This is a genomic window from Streptomyces cyaneofuscatus (assembly GCF_042718795.1).
In the GTDB taxonomy this organism is placed as follows: domain Bacteria; phylum Actinomycetota; class Actinomycetes; order Streptomycetales; family Streptomycetaceae; genus Streptomyces; species Streptomyces cyaneofuscatus_A.
This window is the reverse complement of the sequence record NZ_JBHXOX010000015.1, coordinates 106,584-129,850: the sequence shown is the minus strand read 5'-3', so window position 1 is coordinate 129,850 and position 23,267 is coordinate 106,584. Positions and strand designations below refer to the sequence as shown.

19 protein-coding genes and 2 tRNA genes are annotated in these 23,267 nt (G+C 71.2%); 11 read left to right on the top strand and 10 right to left on the bottom strand.

The annotated features are described in order from the left end of the window. Nucleotides 1-25: 25 nt before the first annotated feature. Nucleotides 26-102, bottom strand: a tRNA-Pro gene (locus tag ACFWRT_RS19070). Between the two features lie 168 nt (nt 103-270). On the opposite strand from ACFWRT_RS19070, the gene ACFWRT_RS19065 reads away from it, so the two are divergent. Next, nucleotides 271-344, top strand: a tRNA-Gly gene (locus tag ACFWRT_RS19065). A gap of 124 nt (nt 345-468) precedes the next feature. Here the strand turns inward: ACFWRT_RS19065 and ACFWRT_RS19060 are convergent. Beyond that, complete coding sequence (locus tag ACFWRT_RS19060; protein WP_026241379.1) at nt 469-663, bottom strand: hypothetical protein; 195 nt, start codon at nt 661-663, stop codon at nt 469-471. 444 nt (nt 664-1,107) lie between these two features. Here ACFWRT_RS19060 and ACFWRT_RS19055 point away from each other — a divergent pair, with 444 nt between their 5' ends. Further along, complete coding sequence (locus ACFWRT_RS19055) at nt 1,108-2,253, top strand: acyltransferase family protein (RefSeq protein ID WP_380955094.1); 1,146 nt, start codon at nt 1,108-1,110, stop codon at nt 2,251-2,253. Nucleotides 2,254-2,305: 52 nt separating this feature from the next. Here ACFWRT_RS19055 and ACFWRT_RS19050 read toward each other — a convergent pair whose 3' ends face one another. Then, nucleotides 2,306-2,806, bottom strand: coding sequence for an HD domain-containing protein (locus ACFWRT_RS19050; protein ID WP_380955096.1), 501 nt, complete (start codon nt 2,804-2,806; stop codon nt 2,306-2,308). Between the two features lie 215 nt (nt 2,807-3,021). Here ACFWRT_RS19050 and ACFWRT_RS19045 point away from each other — a divergent pair, with 215 nt between their 5' ends. Further along, nucleotides 3,022-4,212: a cation:proton antiporter gene (locus tag ACFWRT_RS19045; protein ID WP_380955119.1), complete on the top strand. Its 1,191-nt coding sequence runs from the start codon at nt 3,022-3,024 to the stop codon at nt 4,210-4,212. A 133-nt stretch (nt 4,213-4,345) separates the two neighbouring features. On the opposite strand, the gene ACFWRT_RS19040 is transcribed toward ACFWRT_RS19045, so the two are convergent. Further along, entirely contained in the window at nt 4,346-5,491 is a 1,146-nt protein-coding gene (locus tag ACFWRT_RS19040) for a PP2C family protein-serine/threonine phosphatase (RefSeq protein WP_380955097.1), read from the bottom strand. 105 nt (nt 5,492-5,596) lie between these two features. Between ACFWRT_RS19040 and ACFWRT_RS19035 the strand changes: the two genes are divergently transcribed. After that, nucleotides 5,597-6,832, top strand: coding sequence for a GNAT family N-acetyltransferase (locus ACFWRT_RS19035; protein WP_380955098.1), 1,236 nt, complete (start codon nt 5,597-5,599; stop codon nt 6,830-6,832). 57 nt (nt 6,833-6,889) lie between these two features. On the opposite strand, the gene ACFWRT_RS19030 is transcribed toward ACFWRT_RS19035, so the two are convergent. Then, entirely contained in the window at nt 6,890-7,717 is an 828-nt protein-coding gene (locus tag ACFWRT_RS19030; RefSeq protein ID WP_380955100.1) for an Fpg/Nei family DNA glycosylase, read from the bottom strand. A 99-nt stretch (nt 7,718-7,816) separates the two neighbouring features. After that, on the bottom strand, nt 7,817-8,305 hold the full coding sequence (locus ACFWRT_RS19025; RefSeq protein ID WP_093687230.1) for a ribose-5-phosphate isomerase: 489 nt from the start codon (nt 8,303-8,305) through the stop codon (nt 7,817-7,819). Nucleotides 8,306-8,565: 260 nt separating this feature from the next. Here ACFWRT_RS19025 and ACFWRT_RS19020 point away from each other — a divergent pair, with 260 nt between their 5' ends. Both ACFWRT_RS19020 and ACFWRT_RS19015 read left to right on the top strand, forming a co-directional pair. Then, nucleotides 8,566-10,005 (top strand): amino acid permease, encoded by a 1,440-nt coding sequence (locus ACFWRT_RS19020; protein WP_380955102.1) that lies wholly within the window; start codon nt 8,566-8,568, stop codon nt 10,003-10,005. 123 nt (nt 10,006-10,128) lie between these two features. Next, nucleotides 10,129-11,469, top strand: a complete 1,341-nt coding sequence (locus ACFWRT_RS19015; RefSeq protein WP_380955104.1) for an FAD-binding oxidoreductase — start codon at nt 10,129-10,131, stop codon at nt 11,467-11,469. Nucleotides 11,470-11,487: 18 nt separating this feature from the next. On the opposite strand, the gene ACFWRT_RS19010 is transcribed toward ACFWRT_RS19015, so the two are convergent. Beyond that, nucleotides 11,488-12,081: a biotin transporter BioY gene (locus tag ACFWRT_RS19010; RefSeq protein ID WP_380955105.1), complete on the bottom strand. Its 594-nt coding sequence runs from the start codon at nt 12,079-12,081 to the stop codon at nt 11,488-11,490. A gap of 319 nt (nt 12,082-12,400) precedes the next feature. On the opposite strand from ACFWRT_RS19010, the gene ACFWRT_RS19005 reads away from it, so the two are divergent. Both ACFWRT_RS19005 and ACFWRT_RS19000 read left to right on the top strand, forming a co-directional pair. Then, nucleotides 12,401-13,873: an amino acid permease gene (locus ACFWRT_RS19005; RefSeq protein WP_380955106.1), complete on the top strand. Its 1,473-nt coding sequence runs from the start codon at nt 12,401-12,403 to the stop codon at nt 13,871-13,873. Between the two features lie 120 nt (nt 13,874-13,993). Next, on the top strand, nt 13,994-15,439 hold the full coding sequence (locus ACFWRT_RS19000; protein ID WP_380955108.1) for an amino acid permease: 1,446 nt from the start codon (nt 13,994-13,996) through the stop codon (nt 15,437-15,439). Between the two features lie 79 nt (nt 15,440-15,518). On the opposite strand, the gene ACFWRT_RS18995 is transcribed toward ACFWRT_RS19000, so the two are convergent. After that, nucleotides 15,519-17,405, bottom strand: coding sequence for a hypothetical protein (locus ACFWRT_RS18995; RefSeq protein ID WP_380955109.1), 1,887 nt, complete (start codon nt 17,403-17,405; stop codon nt 15,519-15,521). A 195-nt stretch (nt 17,406-17,600) separates the two neighbouring features. Here ACFWRT_RS18995 and ACFWRT_RS18990 point away from each other — a divergent pair, with 195 nt between their 5' ends. After that, on the top strand, nt 17,601-18,656 hold the full coding sequence (locus ACFWRT_RS18990; protein ID WP_380955110.1) for a glycerophosphodiester phosphodiesterase family protein: 1,056 nt from the start codon (nt 17,601-17,603) through the stop codon (nt 18,654-18,656). Between the two features lie 59 nt (nt 18,657-18,715). Here ACFWRT_RS18990 and ACFWRT_RS18985 read toward each other — a convergent pair whose 3' ends face one another. Beyond that, nucleotides 18,716-19,390: a Dps family protein gene (locus ACFWRT_RS18985; RefSeq protein WP_380955112.1), complete on the bottom strand. Its 675-nt coding sequence runs from the start codon at nt 19,388-19,390 to the stop codon at nt 18,716-18,718. Between the two features lie 62 nt (nt 19,391-19,452). Further along, a complete protein-coding gene (tkt, locus tag ACFWRT_RS18980) occupies nt 19,453-21,687 on the bottom strand; it encodes a transketolase (protein WP_380955114.1) in 2,235 nt (744 codons plus the stop codon). Between the two features lie 211 nt (nt 21,688-21,898). Between tkt and ACFWRT_RS18975 the strand changes: the two genes are divergently transcribed. Together ACFWRT_RS18975 and ACFWRT_RS18970 are read left to right on the top strand one after the other, a co-directional pair. Continuing rightward, complete coding sequence (locus ACFWRT_RS18975) at nt 21,899-22,273, top strand: hypothetical protein (RefSeq protein WP_380955116.1); 375 nt, start codon at nt 21,899-21,901, stop codon at nt 22,271-22,273. A 217-nt stretch (nt 22,274-22,490) separates the two neighbouring features. Then, nucleotides 22,491-23,132, top strand: coding sequence for a superoxide dismutase (locus tag ACFWRT_RS18970; protein ID WP_128848451.1), 642 nt, complete (start codon nt 22,491-22,493; stop codon nt 23,130-23,132). Nucleotides 23,133-23,267 lie beyond the last annotated feature (135 nt).

The window sequence follows — 23,267 nt, the reverse complement described above, 5'->3', positions numbered from 1 at the left end:
GACTCCCACAATGCGATCTTGCTGGTGGTCGGGGTGGCCGGATTCGAACCGACGACCTTCCGCTCCCAAAGCGGACGCGCTACCAAGCTGCGCCACACCCCGTCGGTGCGACACGTAGGGTACATGCACCGGAGCCGTGCGTCGGCCTCTTTGCGGGGCGGCCGAGGGGCGGCGGTCCGGCGGCCGGCGTCAACGGGTGTGCGGAGGGCGCCGCCGACCCGCTACGATGCTGTCCGTGCCGCGGTCCGGTGGACCTGCGGTGCACCGCTCGCGGGCGTAGCTCAATGGTAGAGCCCTAGTCTTCCAAACTAGCTACGCGGGTTCGATTCCCGTCGCCCGCTCCACGCCTGGGCCCGGTCCGACCTCATCGTCGGACCGGGCCTCTCGCGTATCAGGCTTCTCCCGCACGGAGTTGTCCCGTGCGGGCTTCTCCCGTGCGGGAAAAGCCCGTACGGGAGCGGGACCGGCTCAGAAGCTGATCTGGTTGATCGTGTCCGCTATCGAGTTCATGAACCTGTTGATCGACGGGGCCATGCCGGTCGACGCCAGGAAGAACCCGAAGAGCACGGCGACGAGCGCGGGGCCGGGCTTGATGGAGCCCCCACGGATCAGCACCACCAGGATGACCGCGAACAGCAGCACCATAGACAGTGAAATAGCCACGTCTGATCACACCTTCGGTCGGTCCGCCTTGCCGGCCCGGAAACGTGCACCACTGCGCGCCCCGTCGCGTCCATCGTGCCACCAACTCCCGGGTGTCTGCTGCCGGGTGACGGATCGCACTGACCGGATCCCGCCATCCTGCCCAGCTCACCCGGGCTCCACGCCGGGCATCCACGCTTCCGCCGCGAAATCCGTGCGGCCGGATATTCGCCGACTCCGGCCACGGCGTCGTCTCCTTATCCCCACAGGTCGTTCACAGGTAATTCGAGCCGCCGGGTGCGACGTAATTCACTCGCCCAACACCCCGCCGATATGCCCCCTTTAAGCGGGATCAAGCGTGTCATAGCGGGCAGTGTTCGACTGTTTCACCTGCGAATAGGAGGGAACACGTGATATCTCATCGCGGTTTTACGCGTGGCAATCGAGAGGTCTAAGGTGCCTCAGATGTTCCAAGCTCCGAGCGTATTCACGAGGGCCCCGCTCCCCCCGGCGACCCGGGAGCCGGAGCCCAGACGCGCGCAGACGCCCACCCCCACGACCGCCGCCCCGGCCCGCACCAATCCCCCGCAGAAGGCGGCGAAGCGGCGTGATCCCTACTTCGACAACGTGAAGTACCTGGCCATCGTCCTGGTCGCGGTGGCACACGCCTGGGAACCGGTGATGGACGGCAGCCGGGCCACTCGGGCGCTCTACATGGTCGTGTACACGTTCCACATGCCGGCCTTCATCCTCATCTCCGGCTACTTCTCCCGTACGTTCGACATGTCCGCCCCCAAGGTGAAGCGCCTGATCACCGGGGTCGTCGTGCCGTACGTGCTGTTCGAGACGGCCTATTCGCTCTTCAAGCGGTACGTGGACGACGCGCCCGACACCTCGATCAGCCTGGTCGATCCGCTGTTCCTGACGTGGTTCCTGATCGCCCTGTTCATCTGGCGGGTCACCACGCCGATCTGGCTGAAGCTGCGCCATCCGCTGCCGGTGGCGCTCGCCATCGCGATGCTGGCCTCGGTCTCCCCCGACATCGGCGACGACCTCGATCTCCAGCGGGTCTTCCAGTTCCTGCCGTTCTTCGTCCTCGGCCTGCTGATGAAGCCCGAGCACTTCCAACTGGTCCGGCGCCGCGAGGTGCGGCTGCTCGCGCTGCCGCTCTTCGCGGGCGCGCTGCTGTTCGCGTACTGGATCGCCCCGCACATGCAGCTCGGCTGGCTCTACCGCGCCAACAGCGCCCAGGAGATGGACGCCCCGTGGTGGTCGGGTGCGGTGATGTCCCTGGCCCTGTTCGGCTGCGCCCTGGCGCTGACCATCGGCTTCCTGGCCTGGGTGCCGCGCCGGACCATGTGGTTCACCGTGCTGGGAGCCGGGACGATCTGCGGCTATCTGCTCCACGGCTTCCTGATCAAGGGCGCTGTGTACACGGGCCTGTTCGACCGGCACACCTGGCTCTCCGGCCCCGTCGGCCTGGTGCTCGTCTCGGTCGTGGCCGCGGGCGCGGTGACGCTCATGTGCTCGCCGCCGGTGGCCCGGGCCCTGAAGTTCGCCACCGAACCGGACATGAAGTGGGCGTTCCGGAAGAATCCCGCGAAGCGCTGAACCCGTTCTTCCCGTCTCCTCCGATCCACTCGTGGCCCCGGCCGCGGGTGGATCAGTGCGTTTCCGGGTTGGCTGAATCTTTTCGGTCGGAGGGTGGTTCTCCGCCGGTCAGGCCCAACAGCCAGCGCACCTGAGCGTACTTCGCCGTCAGCCGGGTACGGGTCGGCTCCTCCAGGACGGCGAGGCGGGCCGGATCCGCGTTGTGGGCCAGATCCGCCTCCTTCACGAGCAGCGCGCCTGGGGTGGCGAGGATCCGGGCCGTGTACGCGGTCAGCTCCTCCTCCGGCCGCTTGGTGACGGCCAGGACCATGTCCTTGACCTCCTGCGGCAGCGCGGCCTGTGCCAGCCACCGCGCGGAGAGCGCACCGTCCTCGATCGCGTCGTGCAGCCAGGCCGCGGCGATCTGCCGGTCGCTGCCGCCGCGCACCCGTACCCCCTCGGCCACCGCCGCCAGGTGTTCCGTGTAGGGGCGGCCCGCCTTGTCGGTCTGCGTCGCATGGGCCGCGCGGGCGAGAGCCTCGACCTGGGCCAGGTTCAGATGGGTGCCGGACATGGCCCGACTCTACGGCGACGCGTCACCGCCCTCTCCGGCCTGCGGTGTTGCCGGGAAGGACCGCCATCCACCAAACAGACAAAAGCTGACAATCCGACGACTCCACAGTTGCAGAGTCAATCGTTCGGTAAACTAATTACTGATGGTTTATTGACGCCCTCTTGACCTACTCCCGAAGGAACGAGCTCATCGGACACGCAGACACCCTCCTCGCCATGGGCGGCGCCTTCCTGGCCGCTGCCGTCCTCGCCCGCCTCGGCGGCCGCATCGGGCTGCCTACGATCCCCCTGTTCATCCTGGCCGGCATCCTCCTCGGCCCCCACACCCCCGGTTACACCCTGCTCTCCAACCCGCACGACCTGGAGATGCTCTCCGCGCTGGGACTCGTCCTCCTGCTCTTCTACCTGGGGCTCGAGTTCCATATGGACGACCTCAGGACGGGTGGCCGCAAGATGGCCATCGCGGGCGGGACCTATCTGGTCCTGAACGTGGGCGCCGGTCTGGGCTTCGGTTTCGCGCTCGGCTGGGGCACGTCGGAGGCGCTGGTCCTCGCCGGTGTGCTCGGCATATCCTCGTCCGCCATCGTGACCAAGATCCTGGTGGACCTCGGCCGGATCGGTAACCCGGAGACCCGGCCGATCCTCGGCATCATCGTCGTCGAGGACGTCTTCCTCGCTCTCTACCTCGCCGCTCTCCAGCCGATCCTGTCCGGTGCGGACAGCCTCTCGGCGATGCTCGTCGACGCCGGCAAGGCGTTCGGCTTCCTACTGCTGCTCGCCTTGGCGGCCCGGTTCGGGACGAAGGTCATCGGCAAGCTGATGAACACCAGGGACGACGAGCTCCTCGTCATCTCCTTCCTCGGGGTCGCGGTCTTCGTCGCCGGTGTCTCCGAGATGTTCGGCGTCGCCGACGCGATCGGCGCCTTCATGGTCGGTCTGATGCTGGGCTCCACCACCTCCGGCGAGCGCATCCTCAAGCTGGTCCACCCGCTGCGCGACGCGTTCGGCGCGATCTTCTTCTTCGCCTTCGGTCTCTCCATCGACCCCGGCGTCCTCCCGAGCGTCCTCTGGCCGGTGCTGGCGGCCGTCGTCCTGACGCTCGCGATGAACGTGGCCGCGGGTCTCGCCGCGGCCCGGATCTACGACTTCGGTGCGCAGGGCACGGCCAACATCGCCACCACCCTGGTGGCCCGCGGCGAGTTCGCGCTCATCCTCGCGACGATGGCGGCCGCCGCCGGACTCGACAGCCGGCTCTCGCCGTTCATCGCCGGCTACGTGCTCCTGCTCGCCGTCCTCGCCCCGCTGGCGGCCGGACGCTCGCACTGGCTGGCCCGTGTCCTGCCCGGCGCACGCGGTGGAGGCAAGGGCGGCGGCAAGGATCAGGAACAGATCCCGGTGTCGGTCTGAACGGCAGCGTCGGCCCGAACGGAGGCATCGGCCCGAACGGAGGCGGAGAGGTGTCCTCGTGCCGCACCCGTGAGTGACGAGCACCACACGATCACTCGCGAGTGACGGGCGCCTCTCCGTTGACGCGGCTCTTTCAGTGCCTGCGCGAGAGCAGCAGCAGCGCCCGGTCGTCGTTGACGTCCTTGGCGCAGGCCTCGATCAGATGCCAGGCCGCGCCCTCGAAGCCGGCGGAGACATAACGGTCGGCCTCTCCGGTCAGCCGGTCGATCCCCTCGGCGATGTCCCGGTCGGACGCCTCCACCAGTCCGTCCGTGAAGAGCATCAGCACGTCGCCCGGGGCGAGCGAGCCCTTGACCGCGTCGAACTCGGCCCCGTCGTAGACGCCGAGCAGCGGCCCCTCCCCCGACTTCTCCTCCCACTGCCCGCTGCCCGCGTGCAGTTGGAGCGCGGGCGGATGACCGGCCGAGAAGATCTCGTAGTCGCCGGACTCCAGGTCCAGCACCAGGTGGATCGAGGTCGCGAACCCCTCGTCCCAGTCCTGCCGCAGCAGATAGCCGTTGGCGGCGGCGAGGAAGCCGTGCGGCGGCAGCGAGCCGAGCAACCCGCCGAAGGCGCCGGAGAGCAGCAGGGCCCGGGAGCCCGCGTCCATGCCCTTGCCGGAGACGTCGGTGAGGACGACCTCCAGGGTCCGGCCGCCATGGGTGCGGGCCGCGACGACGAAGTCCCCGGAGAAGGACTGGCCGCCGGCCGGGCGCAGGGCCATCTCGCGGTGCCAGCCGTGGGGCAGCCGGGGCAGGGCGCTCTGGACCCGGATGCGTTCGCGCAGGTCGAAGAGCATGGTGCCGCCGCGCCGCCAGGGCACCCCGACCCGGGCCCGGAACTGGGCGAGGACCAGCCCGAAGAACCCGCAGGCGGCGACCACGAGGACGGTGCCCGGGGTGACCCTGGCCGGGCCGTCCAGGTACGGGCCGAGGGTGAGCGCCTCCACGATCAGGGCGCCGGCGGCCGTGGCGTACAGGCCGAGCAGGCTGGCGGGGCGCAGCAGGAGGCCGCCCGCGACGATGGGGAGGGCGAGGGCGGCCGGGTCGATCCAGACCGGGCTGGCGATGGTGGCGACGGTGATGGCGGGAATCGTCAGCAGCAGACCGGCCATCGCGATCCAGTCGGAGCCGTCGCCCCGGAAGTAGTCCACCCCGGATCTGCGCAGCCCTATGCGGGCCCGGTGCGCCGATCTGCGCCACCGGGCCCAGAAGTCGTCCACTCCTCCGCGACGGGCCATTGCCGGGACCCTATCCACCCGGACGCCTCCGGTGCAGGGGGACCCCGGTGACGATCCGCGCGAAATCGGGTCGTCCGCTTCCGCTCACCCTGGTAGGGATGGCATATGACTTCAGAACTCCGTGTGCTGCGACCTGCTGAATGGGACCCCTGGTTCGCCTGTCTGGAGCGTGCGTTCGGGGGCGTGGCGAGTGCCCCGGAGTCGCGTGCGCTCTGGCAGGACCTGACCGAGCACGACCGGTCCGTCGGCCTGTGGGACGGGGAGGTGTGCGTCGGTACGGCGGGGGCGTACAGCTTCCGGCTGACCGTGCCCGGCGGGGCGGCCGTGCCGACGGCGGGCGTCACGATGGTGAGCGTGGCGGGGACGCACCGGCGGCGCGGGCTGCTGCGGACGATGATGCGGCGCCAGTTGGACGACGTACGTTCCTGGGGTGAGCCGCTCGCCGTGCTGACGGCGTCGGAGCCGGCCATCTACGGGCGCTTCGGGTACGGGGCCGCGACCCGCGCCCTGAGTGTGAACGTCGACACCTCCCGCGTACAGCTCGATTCTCCGCCGGGTACGGAGGACGTACGGGTGCGGTACACCGATCCGGTGGCGGCCCTGCCCGCGTGCGAGGAGGTGTACGGGCGGCTCGCCGCGGAGCGTCCGGGTACGCCGGTGCGGCAGCCGAAGTGGGAGCAGGCCGCGGTGATCGACACGGCGCAGGACCGGTCGGGCGCCTCGCCGTTGCAGTGCGTGCTGGCCGAGCGGGACGGCGAGGTGACCGGGTACGCCACGTTCCGGGTGCGGCCGGACTGGGACCGGGCGGGGCCGAAGGGAACGGTGGCGCTGCGGGATCTGGGGGCGCTGGATCCGGCGTCGTACGCGGCGCTGTGGCGGTTCCTGTTCGGCGTCGACCTGACGTCGTCCGTGGAGGCGGGCTCGCGGCCGGTGGACGAGCCGCTGATGCATCTGGTGTCGGACGTCCGGCGGTGCGAGGCGCGGGTGCAGGACGCGCTCTACGTACGGCTGGTGGAGGTGGGTGCGGCACTGGAGGCGCGTGCGTACCGGACGCCGGTCGATGTGGTGCTGGAGGTGGACGACGCCTTCTGCCCGTGGAACGCGGGGCGCTGGCACCTGGTGGCGGACGCGAAGGGCGGTGCCTCGTGCCGGCGTGCGCCGGATCGCGCGCCGGATCTGGAGCTGTCGGTACGGGAGCTGGGCGCCGCCTATCTGGGCGGGGTGTCGTTCACGTCGCTGGCAGCGGCGGGGCGGGTGCGGGAGGTGCGGCCGGGAGCCGTGGAGGAGGCCTCGGCGGCGTTCTCGTGGCATGTGGAGCCGTGGCTGCCGCACGGGTTCTGAGCCGCAGCCGTGGCTGCCGAGCGGGTTCTGAGCCGGCGTTGTCGGGGGGGGTGCGGGTCAGGCTTCGGACGACGCGCCCGGGTCCTGGCAGCGCGGGCACCAGAAGAGGTTGCGGGCGGCGAGGTCCGCCGTCCGGATCTCGCTCGCGCAGATGTGGCAGGGCAGGTTGGCCCGGCGGTAGACGTAGACCTCGCCGCCGTGGTCGTCCTTGCGGGGCGGGCGGCCCATCGCCTCCGGGAGGTGCTCGGGGCGGACGGTGTCGATCCGGTTGTTCCGTACGCCCTCGTGCATCAGCTCCACCAGGTCCGCCCAGATCGCGTCCCACTCGGCGCGGGTGAGGTCCTTGCCCGTGCGGTACGGGTCGATGCCGTGGCGGAAGAGGACCTCGGCCCGGTAGACGTTGCCGACGCCCGCGATGACCTTCTGGTCCATCAGGAGGGCGGCGACCGTGGTCCGGCTGCGGGTGATCCGCTGCCAGGCGCGCTCCCCGTCCTCGTCGCCCCGGAGCGGGTCCGGGCCCAGGCGCTCGTGTATCGCGCGCTTCTCGGGTTCGGTGATCAGGGCGCAGGTGGTGGGGCCGCGCAGGTCGGCGTGGTGGGCCGCGTTGACCAGGCGGAGGCGGACGGTGTCGGTGGGCGGCGGGGGCGGGGCCGTGCCGAAGCCGAGCTTGCCGAAGAGGCCGAGGTGGATGTGGACCCAGCCGGTCTCGCCGAAGCCCAGGAAGAGGTGCTTGCCGTGGGCGTCGGTGGTGGTGAGGGTGTGCCCGTCGAGGAGGGCCGCGCTGTCGGAGAACTTGCCCTGGGGGCTGCTCACCCGGACCGGTCCGCCCACGAACCGCTCGGCGTGGTCCTGGGCGAGGCGGTGGATCGTGTGTCCCTCGGGCACGGCGGGCTGCTCCCTGGTTCCTGTGCAAGGGCGGGCGGGTGGCATGGCCGTGCCGCCGGGTGCGGGACCCGGCGGCACAGGTGGTGTGGGGCGGGCGGGTCAGCCCTGCTGGGGGTGGTGGGCCGGGATCGGGGGGAGCTCGCCGGTGGCCTCGTACGCCGAGAGCATCTCGATGCGGCGCGTGTGGCGCTCCTCGTTCGAGTACGGCGTGGAGAGGAAGATCTCGACGAACTTCGTCGACTCCTCCACCGTGTGCATCCGGCCGCCGATCGCGACGACGTTGGCGTTGTTGTGCTCGCGGCCGAGGGCGGCGGTCTGCTCGCTCCAGGCCAGTGCGGCGCGGACGCCCTTGACCTTGTTGGCGGCGATCTGCTCGCCGTTGCCCGAGCCGCCGATCACGATGCCGAGGCTGTCCGGGTCCGCGGCCGTCTTCTCGGCGGCACGCAGGCAGAACGGCGGGTAGTCGTCCTGGGCGTCGTAGATGTGGGGGCCGCAGTCGACGGCCTCGTGCCCGTGGGCACCGAGCCACTCGACGAGGTGGTTCTTGAGTTCGTAACCGGCATGGTCGGATCCGAGGTACACGCGCATGGTGCGAAGTGTGGCACGAACGTGGCGGGGTAGCCGTCAGCGGGGTCACCACCCTCATTCGATGTTTCGCAGGTTCGGCGCTGGTTTTGTGTGGCGAACACCACTCGGGCAACGATCCGGCAAACGATCCGAAAGAAGGGGTTCCCCTTTCGCCTTGTATCGGGCTTGAATGCGTGGCCTTGTCTTCGCACACCCCACGGGCACGATCCGACGGCGGAGCAGGGCACACCCTCATGCTCGAAAAGGTAAGGAATCCCCCCATGACGTCGCAGACGACGCTGGCGAAGCCGGGCCAGGAGCCCGGCGAGCCGGACCGGCCGGACTCGTCGGGCGGGCTTCAGGCAGGCCTGAAGAACCGCCACCTCTCGATGATCGCGATCGGCGGCGTGATCGGCGCCGGGCTCTTCGTGGGATCGAGCGCGGGCATCGCGGCCGCCGGTCCGGCGATCCTGGTCTCGTACGCGATGGTCGGCCTGATGGTCGTCCTCGTGATGCGGATGCTCGGCGAGATGGCCGCCGCCCGCCCGAGCTCCGGCTCCTTCTCCGCCTACGCCGACCAGGCGCTGGGCCGGTGGGCCGGTTTCTCCATCGGCTGGCTCTACTGGTTCTTCTGGGTCGTGGTGCTCGCCGTCGAGGCGACGGCCGGCGCCAAGATCCTGGAGAGCTGGGTCCCGGGTGTCCCGCAGTGGGCCTGGGCGCTGATCGTGATGGTCGTGCTGACCGCCACCAACCTGGTCTCGGTGGGCAGTTACGGCGAGTTCGAGTTCTGGTTCGCCGGGATCAAGGTCGTGGCGATCGCCGCGTTCGTGGTCGTCGGCTTCCTCGCGGTCTTCGGGTTCCTGCCCGGTTCGGACAACCCGGGGTCGGGTCTCGCGCATCTGACGGACTCCGGCGGGTTCTTCCCCGAAGGGCCGGGAGCCATCCTGACCGGTGTGCTGATGGTCGTCTTCTCGTTCATGGGCAGTGAGATCGTGACGCTGGCCGCCGGGGAGTCCTCGGACCCGCAGCGGGCCGTGTCGAAGGCCACCAACAGCGTGATCTGGCGTATCGCCGTCTTCTACCTGGGCTCGATCTTCGTCGTGCTGACGCTGCTGCCGTGGAACGACCCGTCGATCCAGGAGAAGGGCAGCTATGTCGCCGCCCTCGACTCGATCGGGATCCCGCAGGCCGGCAACGTCATGGACTTCATCGTGCTGACGGCCGTGCTGTCCTGTCTCAACTCCGGCCTGTACACGGCCTCCCGGATGGCGTTCTCGCTCGGCGAGCGGGGCGACGCGCCGAAGTCCTTCGCCAAGGTCAACAAGCGCGGCGTGCCGCAGGCGGCGATCCTGTCCTCGGTCGTCTTCGGCTTCGTGGCGGTGTTCTTCAATTACCAGTGGCCCGACACGGTGTTCGCGTTCCTGCTGAACTCCTCCGGCGCGGTCGCGCTCTTCGTGTGGCTGGTCATCTGCTTCACCCAGCTGCGGATGCGCGGGATCATCCTGCGCGAGAACCCGGACAAGCTGGTCGTACGGATGTGGCTCTTCCCGTACCTCACCTGGGCGACGATCGCGGCGATCTCCTTCGTCCTGGTCTACATGCTGACCGACGACACCGCCCGCGAGCAGGTCGTGCTGTCGCTGCTGGTCGCGGCGCTGGTGGTGGGCATCTCGCTCGTGCGCGAGGCGCGCAGCCGTAAGGCGGTCACGCCCGCCGAGTGACACCCATGTGCGCCCATGTGAGCCCATGTGAGTGAGTGAGTGATACGTGACGGAAGGTGTCAGGTATCCCAGGGAGGCTTTCCTTCGTACCGCCGAAAGCGCGAGCGAAGGAGAGCCTCCCTCATGGTTTCCGCATCCGAAGGGCGCGCAGAGCCCCTTCCCACCTTCCAGACCGGCTTCCCGATCCGGCCCGACCGGCTGGTGGAGGCCGCCACGCCCGAGGACGTACGGGAGGCCGTGGCGTACGCCGGCGGGCGCGGGCTGCACGTCGCCGCGCACGCCTCCGGTCACGGACTCCCCGGACCCGTCGAGGGCGGGGTCCTCATCGCCACCCGCGCCCTGGACTCCGTCACCGTCGACCCGGTCCGCCGCACCGCCCGGATCGGCGCGGGCGCGAACTGGGGGCAGGTGATCGAGGCGGCGGCCCCGCACGGGCTTGCCCCGCTCAACGGCTCCTCCCCCTCCGTGGGCGCCGTCTCCTACACGCTGGGCGGCGGGCTCGGGATCCTGGCCCGGGAGTTCGGGTACGCGGCCGACCATGTGCGCTCGCTGGACGTGGTGACCGCCGACGGCACCGCGCGCCGGGTCACGCCGGAGTGCGAGCCGGAGCTCTTCTGGGGGCTGCGCGGGGGCGGGCACCGGCTGGGGGTGGTGACCGGCCTGGAGATCGCTCTGGTCGCGGTGGAGCGGCTGTACGGCGGCTCGATCGCCTTCGACGGGGCGCGGGCGGCGGGCGAGGTGGTGCGCGGCTATCTGGAGTGGACGCGGACCGTGCCGGACGCGGTGACGTCCTCGCTGGCCGCGCTCGTCTATCCCGATCTGCCCCGGCTGCCCGAGGAGTTGCGGGGCCGGTACGTCATCTCCGTGCGGGTGGCCTTCACAGGGGGCGTGGCGGAGGGCGAGCGGCTGGTGGCGCCGTTGCGGGCGATCGGGAGGGCCGCGGCGGACGGTCCCGACAGGGCGGCGGACTCCCCGGTCCTGTCGGACTCGCTGCGGGAGATGCCGTACACCGAGAGCCACACCATCCACAGCGACCCGCCGTTCCCGCACGCGTACTACGGGGACAGTGCGGTGCTCGGCGAGTTGGACGCGGAGCGGACCGTACAGGCGTTTGACATGGCCGGGCCCCGGGCGCCGATGATGACGGTGGTGCAGCTCAACCACCTGGGCGGGGCGCTGGCCGCGCGGCCGGAGGTGCCGAGCGCTGTGCCGTACCGCGATGCCCGGTTCCTGCTGCGGCTGCTGTCGCCGTTGGACGGTACGGAGGTGGGCGCGGTGCGCGCGCTGTACGGGGAGGTGGGGCGGGTGCTGGAGCCGGCCGTCCTGGGGCGGTCGCTGAACTTCTCCTTCGGCGGCGGGGACCGTACCGCCGGTTTCCATGAGGCGGAAACGGCGAAGAGGCTCGCCGGGCTGGTCTCCCAGTACGATCCGGCGGGCCTCTTCGGTGGCCCGTACGGGGCCTGAGTCTTCGGGCGGACGGGATCAGCCTCGGCGGCCGAGCAGCTTCCAGGAGGCGGGCAGGGCGCCCATCGCCAGGGCCGCCTTGAGCGCGTCGCCGATCAGGAACGGGATGAGCCCGGCCGCGACGGCGGCACTCAGGGACATGCCGGTGGCGAGCGCCAGGTAGGGCACACCGACGGCGTAGATGATCGCGGAGCCGATCACCATCGTGCCCGCCGTGCGCAGCACCGAGCGGTCGCCGCCGCGACGGGCGAGGGCGCCGACGACGGTGGCGGCGAGCAGCATCCCGAGGATGTAGCCGAGGGACGGCATCGCGTAGCCCGAGGTGCCCTCGGCGAACCACGGCATCCCGGCCATGCCGACGACCGCGTACAGCGCCAGGGCGAGGAAGCCGCGGCGGGCGCCGAGCGCGGTGCCGATGAGGAGCGCGGCGAAGGTCTGGCCGGTAACGGGGACCGGGGAGCCGGGGACCGGGACGGAGATCTGCGCCGCGATGCCGGTGAGGGCGGCGCCGCCCAGCACGAGGGCCGCGTCGACGGCGTAGCGGTGCCGGGCTGCGGGCAGCAGGTCGGCGAGGACCGCTCCGGGACGGACGGGGGCGGCAGCAGTGCTCATCGGGACTCCGCGGGTGAGGGCAGGCAGGGCAGGCTGGGACGGCTCCGCCAGGCAGGTGGGGTGGGGCAGGTGCGGTGGGGCAGGTGCGGTGGCGCTGCTGCCGACGTTAGCCCAGCAGTGAACGACCGATCACCATCAGCCGCCCACAAAGCGGTGGTTGACGGGTTGGTGGGATTCGCACAAAGGTCCCTGCGCAATCGCCGCTGGGCGTGATGCTCGTCACGGAGGTGGGGCTGTGGGTGACCCGTTTTGCCGGGAGGGGCCTCAGAGGCTCAGACTGTAGGTTCCCCATAAATGATCCGAGAGTGACCCGCACACCATGCACGAGGCTCCCCCCACCCCGTCCGGGGCTCCCACGCCCCCGTCCGGGACCCCCATGACTCGCGCCGAGCCCCTGGAACACGGGCTGAAACAGCGTCACCTCACGATGCTCGGGCTCGGCGGGGTGATCGGGGCCGGGCTCTTCGTCGGCTCGGGAGCCGGGATCGCGGTGGCGGGGCCCGCCATCGTCGTCTCGTATCTGATCGCGGGGGCGCTCGCGATGCTGGTCATGCGGATGCTCGGCGAGATGTCCGCCGCGATGCCCGCCTCCGGCTCCTTCTCCGTGCACGCGGAACGGGCGCTCGGGCGGTGGGCCGGGTTCAGCGTCGGCTGGCTGTACTGGTTTCTGCTGGTCGTGGTCCTCGCCGTGGAGGCGACGGCCGCCGCGCAGATCGCCCACGGGTGGGTTCCGGCGGTCGAACCGTGGGCGTGGGTGCTGCTGTTCATGGTCGTGTTCACCGCGGCCAACCTGACGGCGGTGAAGAACTTCGGCGAGTTCGAGTTCTGGTTCGCCTCCCTGAAGGTCGGCGCGATCGTCGTCTTCCTGGGGCTCGGGGTGCTGGCGGTCTTCGGCTGGCTGCCGGACACCGACCCGGTCGGGATGACCAACCTGACGGGGCAGGGGGGCTTCCTGCCGAACGGCTGGAGCGGGGTCGTCTCCGGCGTCCTGACGGTGGTCTTCGCCTTCGGCGGTCTGGAGGTCGTCACCATCGCCGCCGCCGAGACGGACGACCCTGCGCGTGCGGTGGGCCGGGCAGTGCGCAGCGCCGTCGTGCGCATCCTCTTCTTCTACGTCGGCTCGATGCTGGTCATCGTGACCGTGCTGCCGTGGACCGCCCAGCAGGCCGGGCTGAGCCCGTATGTGAAGGTGCTCGACTCGATCGGGGTGCCGTCGGCCGGACAGATCATGAACATCGTGGTGTTCGTGGCACTGCTCTCGGCGCTCAACGCCAATCTGTACGGGTCCTCGCGGATGGTGTTCTCGCTGGCCGAGCGCGGGGAGGCGCCGCGTGGGCTGCTGAAGGTTTCCCGTAAGCCCGGAGCGGAGGGTGGGGTGCCCCGGCGGGCGGTGCTGGCCTCGGTGGCCTTCGGTTTCGTCTCCGTGCTGCTCAACCTGCTCTGGCCGGACACCGTGTTCCTCTACATGCTCAACTCGGTCGGCGCGGTGCTCCTGTTCGTCTGGGCGCTGATCGCCGCCTCCCAACTGCGGCTGCGCGCCCGGCTGGAGCGGGAGGCGCCGGGAGCGCTCACGCTCCGGATGTGGTGCTTCCCGTATCTGACCTGGCTGACGCTGGCCGGGCTGCTGGGGGTGCTGCTGCTGATGCTGACCGACGCCGACGCACGGCCGCAGGTGCTGTGGTCGGCGGGGGCGACGGCGCTGGTGCTGCTGGTGGCGGTGGGACGTCAGTGGCGCGAGCAGCGGGAACGCAAGGGGTCGGAACGCATGGGGTCGGCTCCTACCGGCCGGTAGGCGCGTGTGCACCTTGTGTGAGCCTGGTGCCCGTATAGCGGACACCCGTTCCGTGTGAGCGGTGCGGATGCTCAGACTGTGGGTTCGTCCCCCGTCTCAGCTAGCGAACAGAGCTCGTCCATGTCTCGGACCTCCGTGTCTCCCCCCACCGCAGACTCCGCGGCCCCCACCGGAGCCTCGGCGGACTCCGCGCTCACCCACGGTCTCAAGCAGCGCCACCTCTCGATGATCGCCCTCGGCGGGGTCATCGGCGCCGGGCTCTTCGTCGGCTCCGGGGCCGGGATCGCCGCCGCCGGACCGTCCATCGTCATCGCGTACGCGCTCTCCGGGCTGCTCGTCATGATGGTGATGCGCATGCTCGGCGAGATGTCCGCCGCCAACCCGGCCTCCGGCTCCTTCTCCGTGCACGCCGAACGGGCGATCGGCCCCTGGGCCGGGTTCACCGCGGGCTGGTCGTTCTGGTTCCTGCTCTGCGTCGCCGTCGGCCTGGAGGGCATCGGCGCCGCCCAGATCGTCAGCGGCTGGCTGCCCGGGACGCCCGAGTGGGCCTGGGTCGCCCTGTTCATGGTGGTCTTCCTGGGGACGAACCTGGCGGCCGTGAAGAACTTCGGCGAGTTCGAGTTCTGGTTCGCCGCCCTGAAGGTCATCGCGATCACCCTGTTCCTGGTGCTCGGCCTACTGGCGATCTTCGGCGTCCTGCCGGACACGGAGGCGCCCGGCCTCTCCAACCTCACCGGCGACGGGGGCTTCCTGCCCAAGGGCATGGACGGCTTCATCATCGGGCTCCTCGCCTCCGTCTTCGCGTACGGCGGTCTGGAGACGGTCACCATCGCCGCCGCCGAGTCGGAGAACCCGGTGCAGGGCGTCGCGAAGGCGGTCCGTACGGCGATGTGGCGCATCGCGGTCTTCTACATCGGCTCGATGGCCGTCATCGTCACCCTGGTCCCCTGGGACAACCCGAAGGTCGCCGAGGTCGGCCCCTTCTACGCGATGCTCGACCACCTCGGCATCGGCGGCGCCGCGCAGATCATGAACGTGGTCATCCTCATCGCCCTGCTCTCCGCGATGAACGCCAACATCTACGGCGCCTCGCGGATGGCCCGGTCCCTGGTCGCCCGGGGCCAGGGACCGGCCGTACTCGGCAGGATCTCCTCCGGGGTGCCGCGCAACGCGGTGCTGTTCTCCTCGGTGTTCGGCTTCCTGTGCGTGCTGCTCAGCTACTGGCGGCCGGACGACGTCTTCCCCTGGCTGCTGAACATGATCGGCGCGGTGATCCTGGTCGTCTGGATCTTCATCGCCGTCTCGCAGCTGATCCTGCGCCGCCGCACCGAGCGTGAGTCGCCCGAGAAGCTCGTCGTACGGATGTGGCTCTTCCCGGTCCTCACGATCGTGGCGCTCGCGGGCATGGCGGGCATCTTCCTGCTGATGCTGCGCCAGCCGGACACCCGCGACCAACTGCTGGCCACGGGGGCGCTGACGGCGGTGCTGATCGGTATCGGTGTCGTACGCCAGCGGCGGCGTCGGGGCGACGGCGCGGCGGCGGAGATCCCGGCACAGCGGAAGTAGCCGCCCGCTGCCGTGACCGGGGCGGGGCCGGGGGCGGGGGGCCGGTGCTCGTGTTGCCGCCCCGACCCCCCGCCCCCGGTCACAGCAGAAGCAGCACCGCCGCGCCCCACAGCACCGAGAGGGCCACCAGCGGCGGCCCGGCCGGCATGCCCTGCCGTGCCGCCGGCGCCTCCTCGGCCGGCCGCAGCTCCGGGGCGAGGTGCAGGGCCCGCACCTCGTCGGCGGCGCGCACCGCATACGGCTCGCGGCCCAGGCGGCGCTCCAGCCACGCCCAGCCGGTGGGGGCCAGGTCGACATCGGGGTGGCCCTTGCCCGTGCCGATGCGGATGCCGTCCTCGTGGTGGCGTACGGAGGTGATCGCGTCCCACTCGACCCGCCGCACGCGCCACGCCCCGGTCACCCACAGCCCGTCGCGGTCGGCGGTGATCCGCCAGGTGAGCGTCGTCGCCACGGTCGAGATCAACCACGACAGGGCCACGGGCAGCCACAGCCAGGACCACGACGGCCCGTCGTCGAGCATGGCCCAGATGCCGCCGCCCTGCACCGCCAGCAGGGAGAGTCCCACGCCGCGCGAGAGGCCGTGCGCCTTCCACACCCGCAGGCCCGGGCCGGGCGTCATGGTGGCGGCGATCTCCTCGACGGACCGCCGCTCGTTCTTCCGCCGACCGCTCTTCGGTCCGCGCGCCGGCAGCGCCGGGACGGCCGGCTTCACGGCGGTGACGCTGCACTCGACCAGCACCTCGGGCTCGTCCGCGTCGGCGCGTGCGGCGAGGGCGACTTCGGCGCCGGCGTAGGGGGCGCCGTACAGGACGGCCTCCCGCAGCGGCGGGGGCGGGTCGTCGCCGGTGAGGATCTGCCGGATCTTGGTGAGGGCGACGGCGTCCGCTTCGCCGTCGTCGCTCTCGTTCCCCTCGTTCCCCTTCTCGTCCTCCTCGTCGGTGGCGAGCAGCGAATGGAAGTGCAGGATCGGCCGGAGGGCCCCCGGGTCGTCGGCCGCGAACACCCAGGTGCGGCCGTCCTCGTGGCCCTCGCGCACCAGCACGCGCAGCACCGGCAGCGCCCGGCGCCGCAGCCGCGCCATGCGCGTCCGCCCGTCCACGCCGTTCGCGAAGAACCCCAGCGCGACGGCCATGCCGCCCACCACCAGCGACTCCCAGCCGAAGGCGTCGTACGGTTCCGCGACCAGCGCCGCCCAGTCGCCGTCCACCACGATGTCGACCTGGCGGCCCACGGGGAAGTCCTCGGGGAAGGCCGTCTCGAAGCGATGGGTCCGCTCGTCGGCCTCCACCTTCAGGAGGTCGATGCCGTCGTCGTCCTGCTCCTGGGCCACCACCAGGCCGGTCAGGTGCGCGGCGCCCGCGGCCCGCTCCTCGTACGCGTCGGCGACCTGCTGGGCCTGCCAGGAGCCGAACCCGGCGACGGCCAGCATCAGGGCGGCCAGGCCGAAGGAGAACCGGCCCCGGCGGAACGTCCGCGCGGCGGCGGGCAGCGGCTGTTCGACCGGCCCGGCCGCCTCCAGGGCCAGCGCCCGCTGCCGCCCGGCGAGGGTGAGCCGGTGGACGATCCCGGCGGTGGTGAACGCGGCGGCCAGGGGGTAGGCCAGCGCGTACGGTTCGCCGAACGACTCGGTGAAGCCGCCGTCCCCGGCGTACCCGACGAGCCCGGCCGCCAGCCCCACCAAGGCGAGCCGGGGCTGCCGCCACACCCAGTACGGGGTCACCACCAGCACCACCATCATCCCGATGCCCGGCCAGTCGGTGCCGCACGGCTCGGCGGACGTACAGGGGGCGAGGGGAGACGCCGCCATGTACCAGACCATCGAGGCGAGCAACGCTGGCACCGCCCAGAGCGGGTGCGCCCACCGGGCGGGCACGGCGGCGAGCCAGCGCTCGGCGTCGGGGGTCCGCCAGTCGGCGGTGCCGGGGGGTATGTGTTCGGCGGGCAGAGGCACGGGGGGACTGTTCACCAGCGAATTATGGCCAGGGGTGGTGTACGGGCCCGGGCCGGGGGCTGGGCCGACGCCCGGCGTTCGCGGTGCCGGGACACGTACGCGCTCCTGCGGGAAACACGTGGGCCACCGGACACGGCAGGGTCGACCGCCGTACGCCGGGAGGTCATCCGCCCTCGCTTCCGTGGTGGCTCCGCCACCCGAGGAGCTGTCATGTCCTGTGCACCGAGGCGCCGTTCGGTCCTCCTGGCCACCGCGGCCACAGCGGCCACCGTCACCGTCCCGGCTGTCGCGTCGGCCCCCCGCCGGCCGTCCGGCCCCCTCGTGATCGGCCACCGTGGGGCGGCGGGCTGGCGCCCCGAGCACACCGCCGACGCGTACACCTACGCCGTACGGGCCGGAGCCGACTGGATCGAGCCGGATCTCGTACCGACCAAGGACCATGTCCTGGTCGTGCGGCACGAGAACGAGATCGGCGGGACCACGGATGTCGCCGGACGCCCGGAGTTCGCGGACCGCCGGACCACGAAGACGGTGGACGGCAGGGCGGTGACCGGCTGGTTCACCGAGGATTTCACGCTGCGCGAGCTGAGGACGCTGCGCACGGTGGAGCGGCTGCCGCTGGTCCGCAACCGGAACACGGTCTTCGACGGGCGGGGGCGGGTGATGACCTTCCAGGAGGTGATCGACCTGGCCCGGGAGCTTTCGCGGGAGTCCGGCCGGCGGATCGTCGTCTTCCCGGAGACCAAGCACCCGACGTACTTCCGCTCGGTCGGGCTGCCGCTGGAGGAGGAGCTGATCCGGGTGGCCCGCCGCAACCGGCTGACCGCCCGGGAGTGCGTCGTCCAGTCCTTCGAGCCGTCGAGTCTTCACCGGATCGCCGCCGCCCGTCTCGGCCTCCCCCTCTGGCAGGCGCTGGGGACGAGCGGCTCCCCTTATGGTCACGCGGTGACCTATAAGGACATGATGAGCCCGGCCGGGCTGCGCGAGATCGCCTCGTACGCGCAGTGGATCGGCCCGGACAAGTCCTCCCTCGTCCCGCCGCACACGCTTCTCGCGGACGCGCATGCGGCGGGCCTGAAGGTCGGCGCGTACACCTTCCGCGCCGAGAACCAGTACCTTCCGGCCGCCCACCGCCGGGGCACCGCGCCGAACGACTTCGGCGACGCGTTCGCCGAGTACGCCTTCCACTACGGGCAGGGCGTGGACGCGGTGGTGACGGACTTCCCGGACCTCGCGGTGCGGGCGCGGGAGGGGCTGCGCGGTTAGGCGCCGGTTCTCGGCGGGTCAGCGGCCGCCGGTTCTCAGGTTCTCAGGCTTTCAGGTTCTCAGCGGGTGGTGCGCTTGTTGGCCGTCTTCTTGGCGGTCTTCTTGGCCGCCGCCGATGTCTTGGCGGGGGCGGGCAGCGCCGTCTTCTTCGCCGGGGTGCGCTTGGCGGCCGTGCGCTTCGGTGACGCGGCCGCGGCCGCCGCCTCCTCGGTGTCGGCGCCCGCGTTCGACAGCGTGCCGGTGCTGCTCTCCAGGTGGGCCCGGACGAACCACTGGAACTGCTCCAGGCCGCGCAGGTGCTCGATGAGCAGGTCCTCGGTGACGGGGTCGATCTCGCCGGCCTTCTCGACCGCCGCGCGGTGGTCCTCGATGATCCCCGTGTAGACCAGGTCCAGGGCGCCGAGGTGGGCGATGGCGTCGGCGCGGCCGACGCTGTAGTCGTCCCAGGTGCGCTCCTTGACCAGGGCGCCCGGCGTGCCCAGCGGCTCGCCGCCGAGGGCGGAGATGCGCTCGGCGGCCGCGTCGGCCATGTCCCGTACGGCGGCGGTCTGCGGGTCGAGCATCTCGTGGACGGCGATGAAGTGCGGCCCGACCACGTTCCAGTGGATGTGCTTGAGGGTCAGGGCGAGGTCGTTGAGGGCGTGCAGGCGCAGCGTCAGGAGGTCGATGACCTGGCGACCCTCGTCGACGCCGAGGCCGGGGACGGTGTAGCGGGGGGTGCGTGCGGGGGACATGGGGCTCCTGTTCCTGGTGATGTGCCGGTGAGTGGGGTGAGTGGGTGGTGGGCTGACGTGGGCTAGCCGGCGTCGCCGCTGCCGCCTTCGGTCGGGGTGGCACCGGGGCGCTCGCCGCCGGGCCGAACCGGGCCCGCCGCCGCGCGGATGCTCGCGAGGGCGGCGTCGGCCACGGCGCGCGGGGTGATGCCGAACTCCTCGTACAGGCGCTCGTAGGCGGCCGAGGCGCCGAAGTGCTCCAGGCTGACCATGCGGCCCGCGTCGCCGACGATGTCCCGCCAGCCCTGGGCGACGGCCGCCTCGACGCTGACCCGGGCCCGTACGGCGGGCGGCAGGACCTCGTCCTGGTACGCGTACGGCTGGTCGGCGAACCACTCGCGGCAGGGCAGCGAGACCACCCGGGCGTCGTGGCCCTCGGCGGCCAGCAACTCCCGCGCCTCCAGGGCGATGTGGACCTCGGAGCCGGTGCCGATGAGGATGACGTCGGGCGTCTCCTTGCGGCTGTCGGCGAGGACGTAGCCGCCGCGCGCGGCTCCGGAGGCGGGGGCGTAGGCGCCTTCGCCCTCGCCCCGATCCAGGACGGGCAGCGGCTGCCGGGTGAGGGCGAGGCCGGCGGGGCGGTCGTGGTGCTCCAGGACGGTGCGCCAGCAGACGGAGGTCTCGTTCGCGTCGGCGGGCCGGACGACGTCGAGGCCGGGGATCGCGCGGAGGGCGGCCAGTTGCTCGACGGGCTGGTGGGTGGGGCCGTCCTCGCCGAGGCCGATGGAGTCGTGGGTCCAGACGTAGGTGACCGGGAGCTTCATCAGGGCGGCGAGGCGGACGGCCGGGCGCATGTAGTCGCTGAAGATCAGGAACGTACCGCCGTAGGGGCGGGTGAGGCTCTGGAGCGCGATGCCGTTGAGGACGGCGCCCATGGCGTGCTCGCGGATGCCGAAGTGGAGCGTACGGCCGTAGGGGTTGCCCGGGAACTCGCCCGTCTGCTTCCCCTCCGGTACGAAGGACGGCTCGCCGTCCATGGTGGTGTTGTTGCTGCCCGCGAGGTCGGCCGAGCCGCCCCACAGCTCGGGGAGCACGGGCGCCAGCGCGCTCAGCACGTCGCCGGAGGCCTTGCGGGTGGCGATGCCCTTGGGGTCGGCGTCGAAGACGGGGAGGCTGTCGGTCCAGCCGTCGGGGAACTTCTGCTCCAGCAGCCGGTCAAGGAGCGCGGCGCGCTCGGGGTGGGCGGTGCGCCACTCCTGGTAGCGGGGCTCCCAGGCGCGGTGGGCCTCGGCGCCCCGTTCCCGTACCGCACGGGCGTGGGTCAGGACATCGTCCTCGACGGTGAAGTCGGCGTCCGGGTCGAAGCCGAGCAGCTTCTTGGTAGCGGCGACCTCGTCGTCGCCGAGGGCGGAGCCGTGGGCCTTGCCGGTGTTCTGCTTGGTGGGCGCGGGCCAGCCGATGATCGTGCGCAGCAGGATCAGGGAGGGGCGGCCGGTCTCGTTCTTCGCGGCCTCGACGGCGGCGAGGAGGGCGTCGACGTCCTCCACGTAGTCGCCGGTGCGGGTGAAGTCCACCGTCTGGACGTGCCAGCCGTACGCGGCGTAGCGGGCGGTCGCGTCCTCGCTGAAGGCGATGTCGGTGTCGTCCTCGATGGAGATGTGGTTGGAGTCGTAGAAGACGACGAGGTTCCCGAGCTCCTGGTGCCCGGCCAGCGAACTGGCCTCGCTCGTCACGCCTTCCATCAGGTCGCCGTCGGAGGCGACGACGTACACGTGGTGGTCGAAGGGGCTGGTGCCGGCCGGCGCGTCGGGGTCGAGCAGCCCGCGCTCCCGGCGGGCCGCCATGGCCATGCCGACGGCGGAGGCCAGCCCCTGGCCGAGCGGCCCGGTGGTGATCTCGACGCCCCGGGTGTGGCGGTACTCCGGGTGGCCGGGGGTGCTGGAGCCCCAGGTGCGCAGCGCCTTCAGGTCGTCCAGCTCCATGCCGTACCCGCTCAGGTACAGCTGGATGTAGAGGGTGAGGCTGGAGTGGCCGCAGGAGAGCACGAAGCGGTCGCGGCCGAGCCACTGGTCGTCGGCCGGGTCGTGGCGCATGACCTGCTGGAAAAGCAGGTACGCCAGCGGCGCCAGGCTCATCGCGGTGCCGGGGTGGCCGTGGCCCGCCTTCTGCACGGCGTCGGCGGCCAGCGCACGGACGGTGTCGACGGCACGGACGTCGAGCGGGCCCCAGCCCGCCGCGTCCGCGACCGGCAGGGCGAGCTTCGGGTCGCGGCCGCGGTCCGGGCGCTCCGGCGCTTCGGGGGCGTTGGGGGGTGCCATCAAGTCCTCCTGGTCGGTGGGGCGGGCGGCGAGCGGCGCACCTGCGGTCCCCGGCCCCGAGCCGCCCGACTGCTTGGCCGGGTCCCCCCGGAAGCGGCGTCCAAACATGGGCACTCGCGTGCGAAAGGTGAGGGCAGGCAAGAAGACGGAACGCCTTTATAACAAGAAAAGGGAGGATAATAGGACACCCGACGAGAACGAGAGGCCCACCATGTCGAAGAAACCGCCCCGGCACGGCGAGGGGCCGAGCAGGTTCAAGGGCGAGGGGCAGCACGGCTGGGCCCCCGACGTGGACGAGACGTCGCAGCAGTCCAACCCCAGCGCGCACCGCTCCTTCAACCCCGACACGTACGCCCCCGAGCCGGACAGGCCACGCAAGAAGCCGTCCGAGGAGGAGAAGCGCGCCTCCCTGGAAGGCACCACGACGGAGAGCTCGACGCGCCGCGGGGAGGACCGCGGCGGGGACTCCGACATGCACGGGACCGGCCGCCGCGGCAGGTCCCGGCGCCCGAGCGGCGAGAAGGACGCGTCCGCCCATACGGGTGTCGACCCGGAGGAGCGGAAGGGCAGCGATCCCACGCACTGAGCCGTCAGGTGTGCGTGAGCGGGTCCGTCCGGTCGAGCCGGACGGACCCGCTCACGCACGCCCCGCCGCCTGCCCCGCTCCCTCGCCACAACCCTGCGCCGCAGGTCCTAGGCCGAAGGGCTGATCACTTCGGGCCCCTTCCTGCTGTTAGCCTGCTCCTGCATATAGGTTGCAATAACAACTGGACGGCATTCCCAGCAGTCGGAGGGCTCCCATCATGGCCACGTACACGCTCCCGGAACTCCCGTACGACTACGCGGCGCTCGAACCGGTCATCAATCCGCAGATCATCGAGCTGCACCACGACAAGCACCACGCCGCCTACGTCAAGGGTGCGAACGACACCCTGGAGCAGCTCGAAGAGGCCCGCGACAAGGAGGCCTGGGGCGCGATCAACGGCCTCCAGAAGAACCTCGCGTTCCACCTCTCCGGCCACATCCTGCACTCGATCTACTGGCACAACATGACCGGCGACGGCGGCGGCGAGCCCCTCGCGGCGGACGGCGTGGGCGACCTCGCCGACGCGATCACGGAGTCCTTCGGCACGTTCGCGGGCTTCAAGTCCCAGCTGACGAAGGCCTCGGCCACCACCCAGGGCTCCGGCTGGGGCGTGCTCGCGTACGAGCCCCTCAGCGGCAAGCTCATCGTCGAGCAGGTCTACGACCACCAGGGCAACGTGGGCCAGGGCTCGGTCCCGATCCTGGTCTTCGACGCCTGGGAGCACGCCTTCTACCTTCAGTACAAGAACCAGAAGGTGGACTTCATCGAGGCGATGTGGCGGGTCGTCAACTGGCAGGACGTGGCGAAGCGTTACGCCGCCGCCAAGGAGCGGGCGGACGTCCTGCTGCTCGCCCCCTGACGTGACGCCGACGCCCCACAGACGTCCTGCCTCGTGATCGTCTTCTCAACCTTCACTTCGGCAGGCGGATGAACGGAGAGCCCTCGCGAGGACGTGACTCGCGGGGGCTTTCCCATGCCCTCCCCTGCCCTGGGC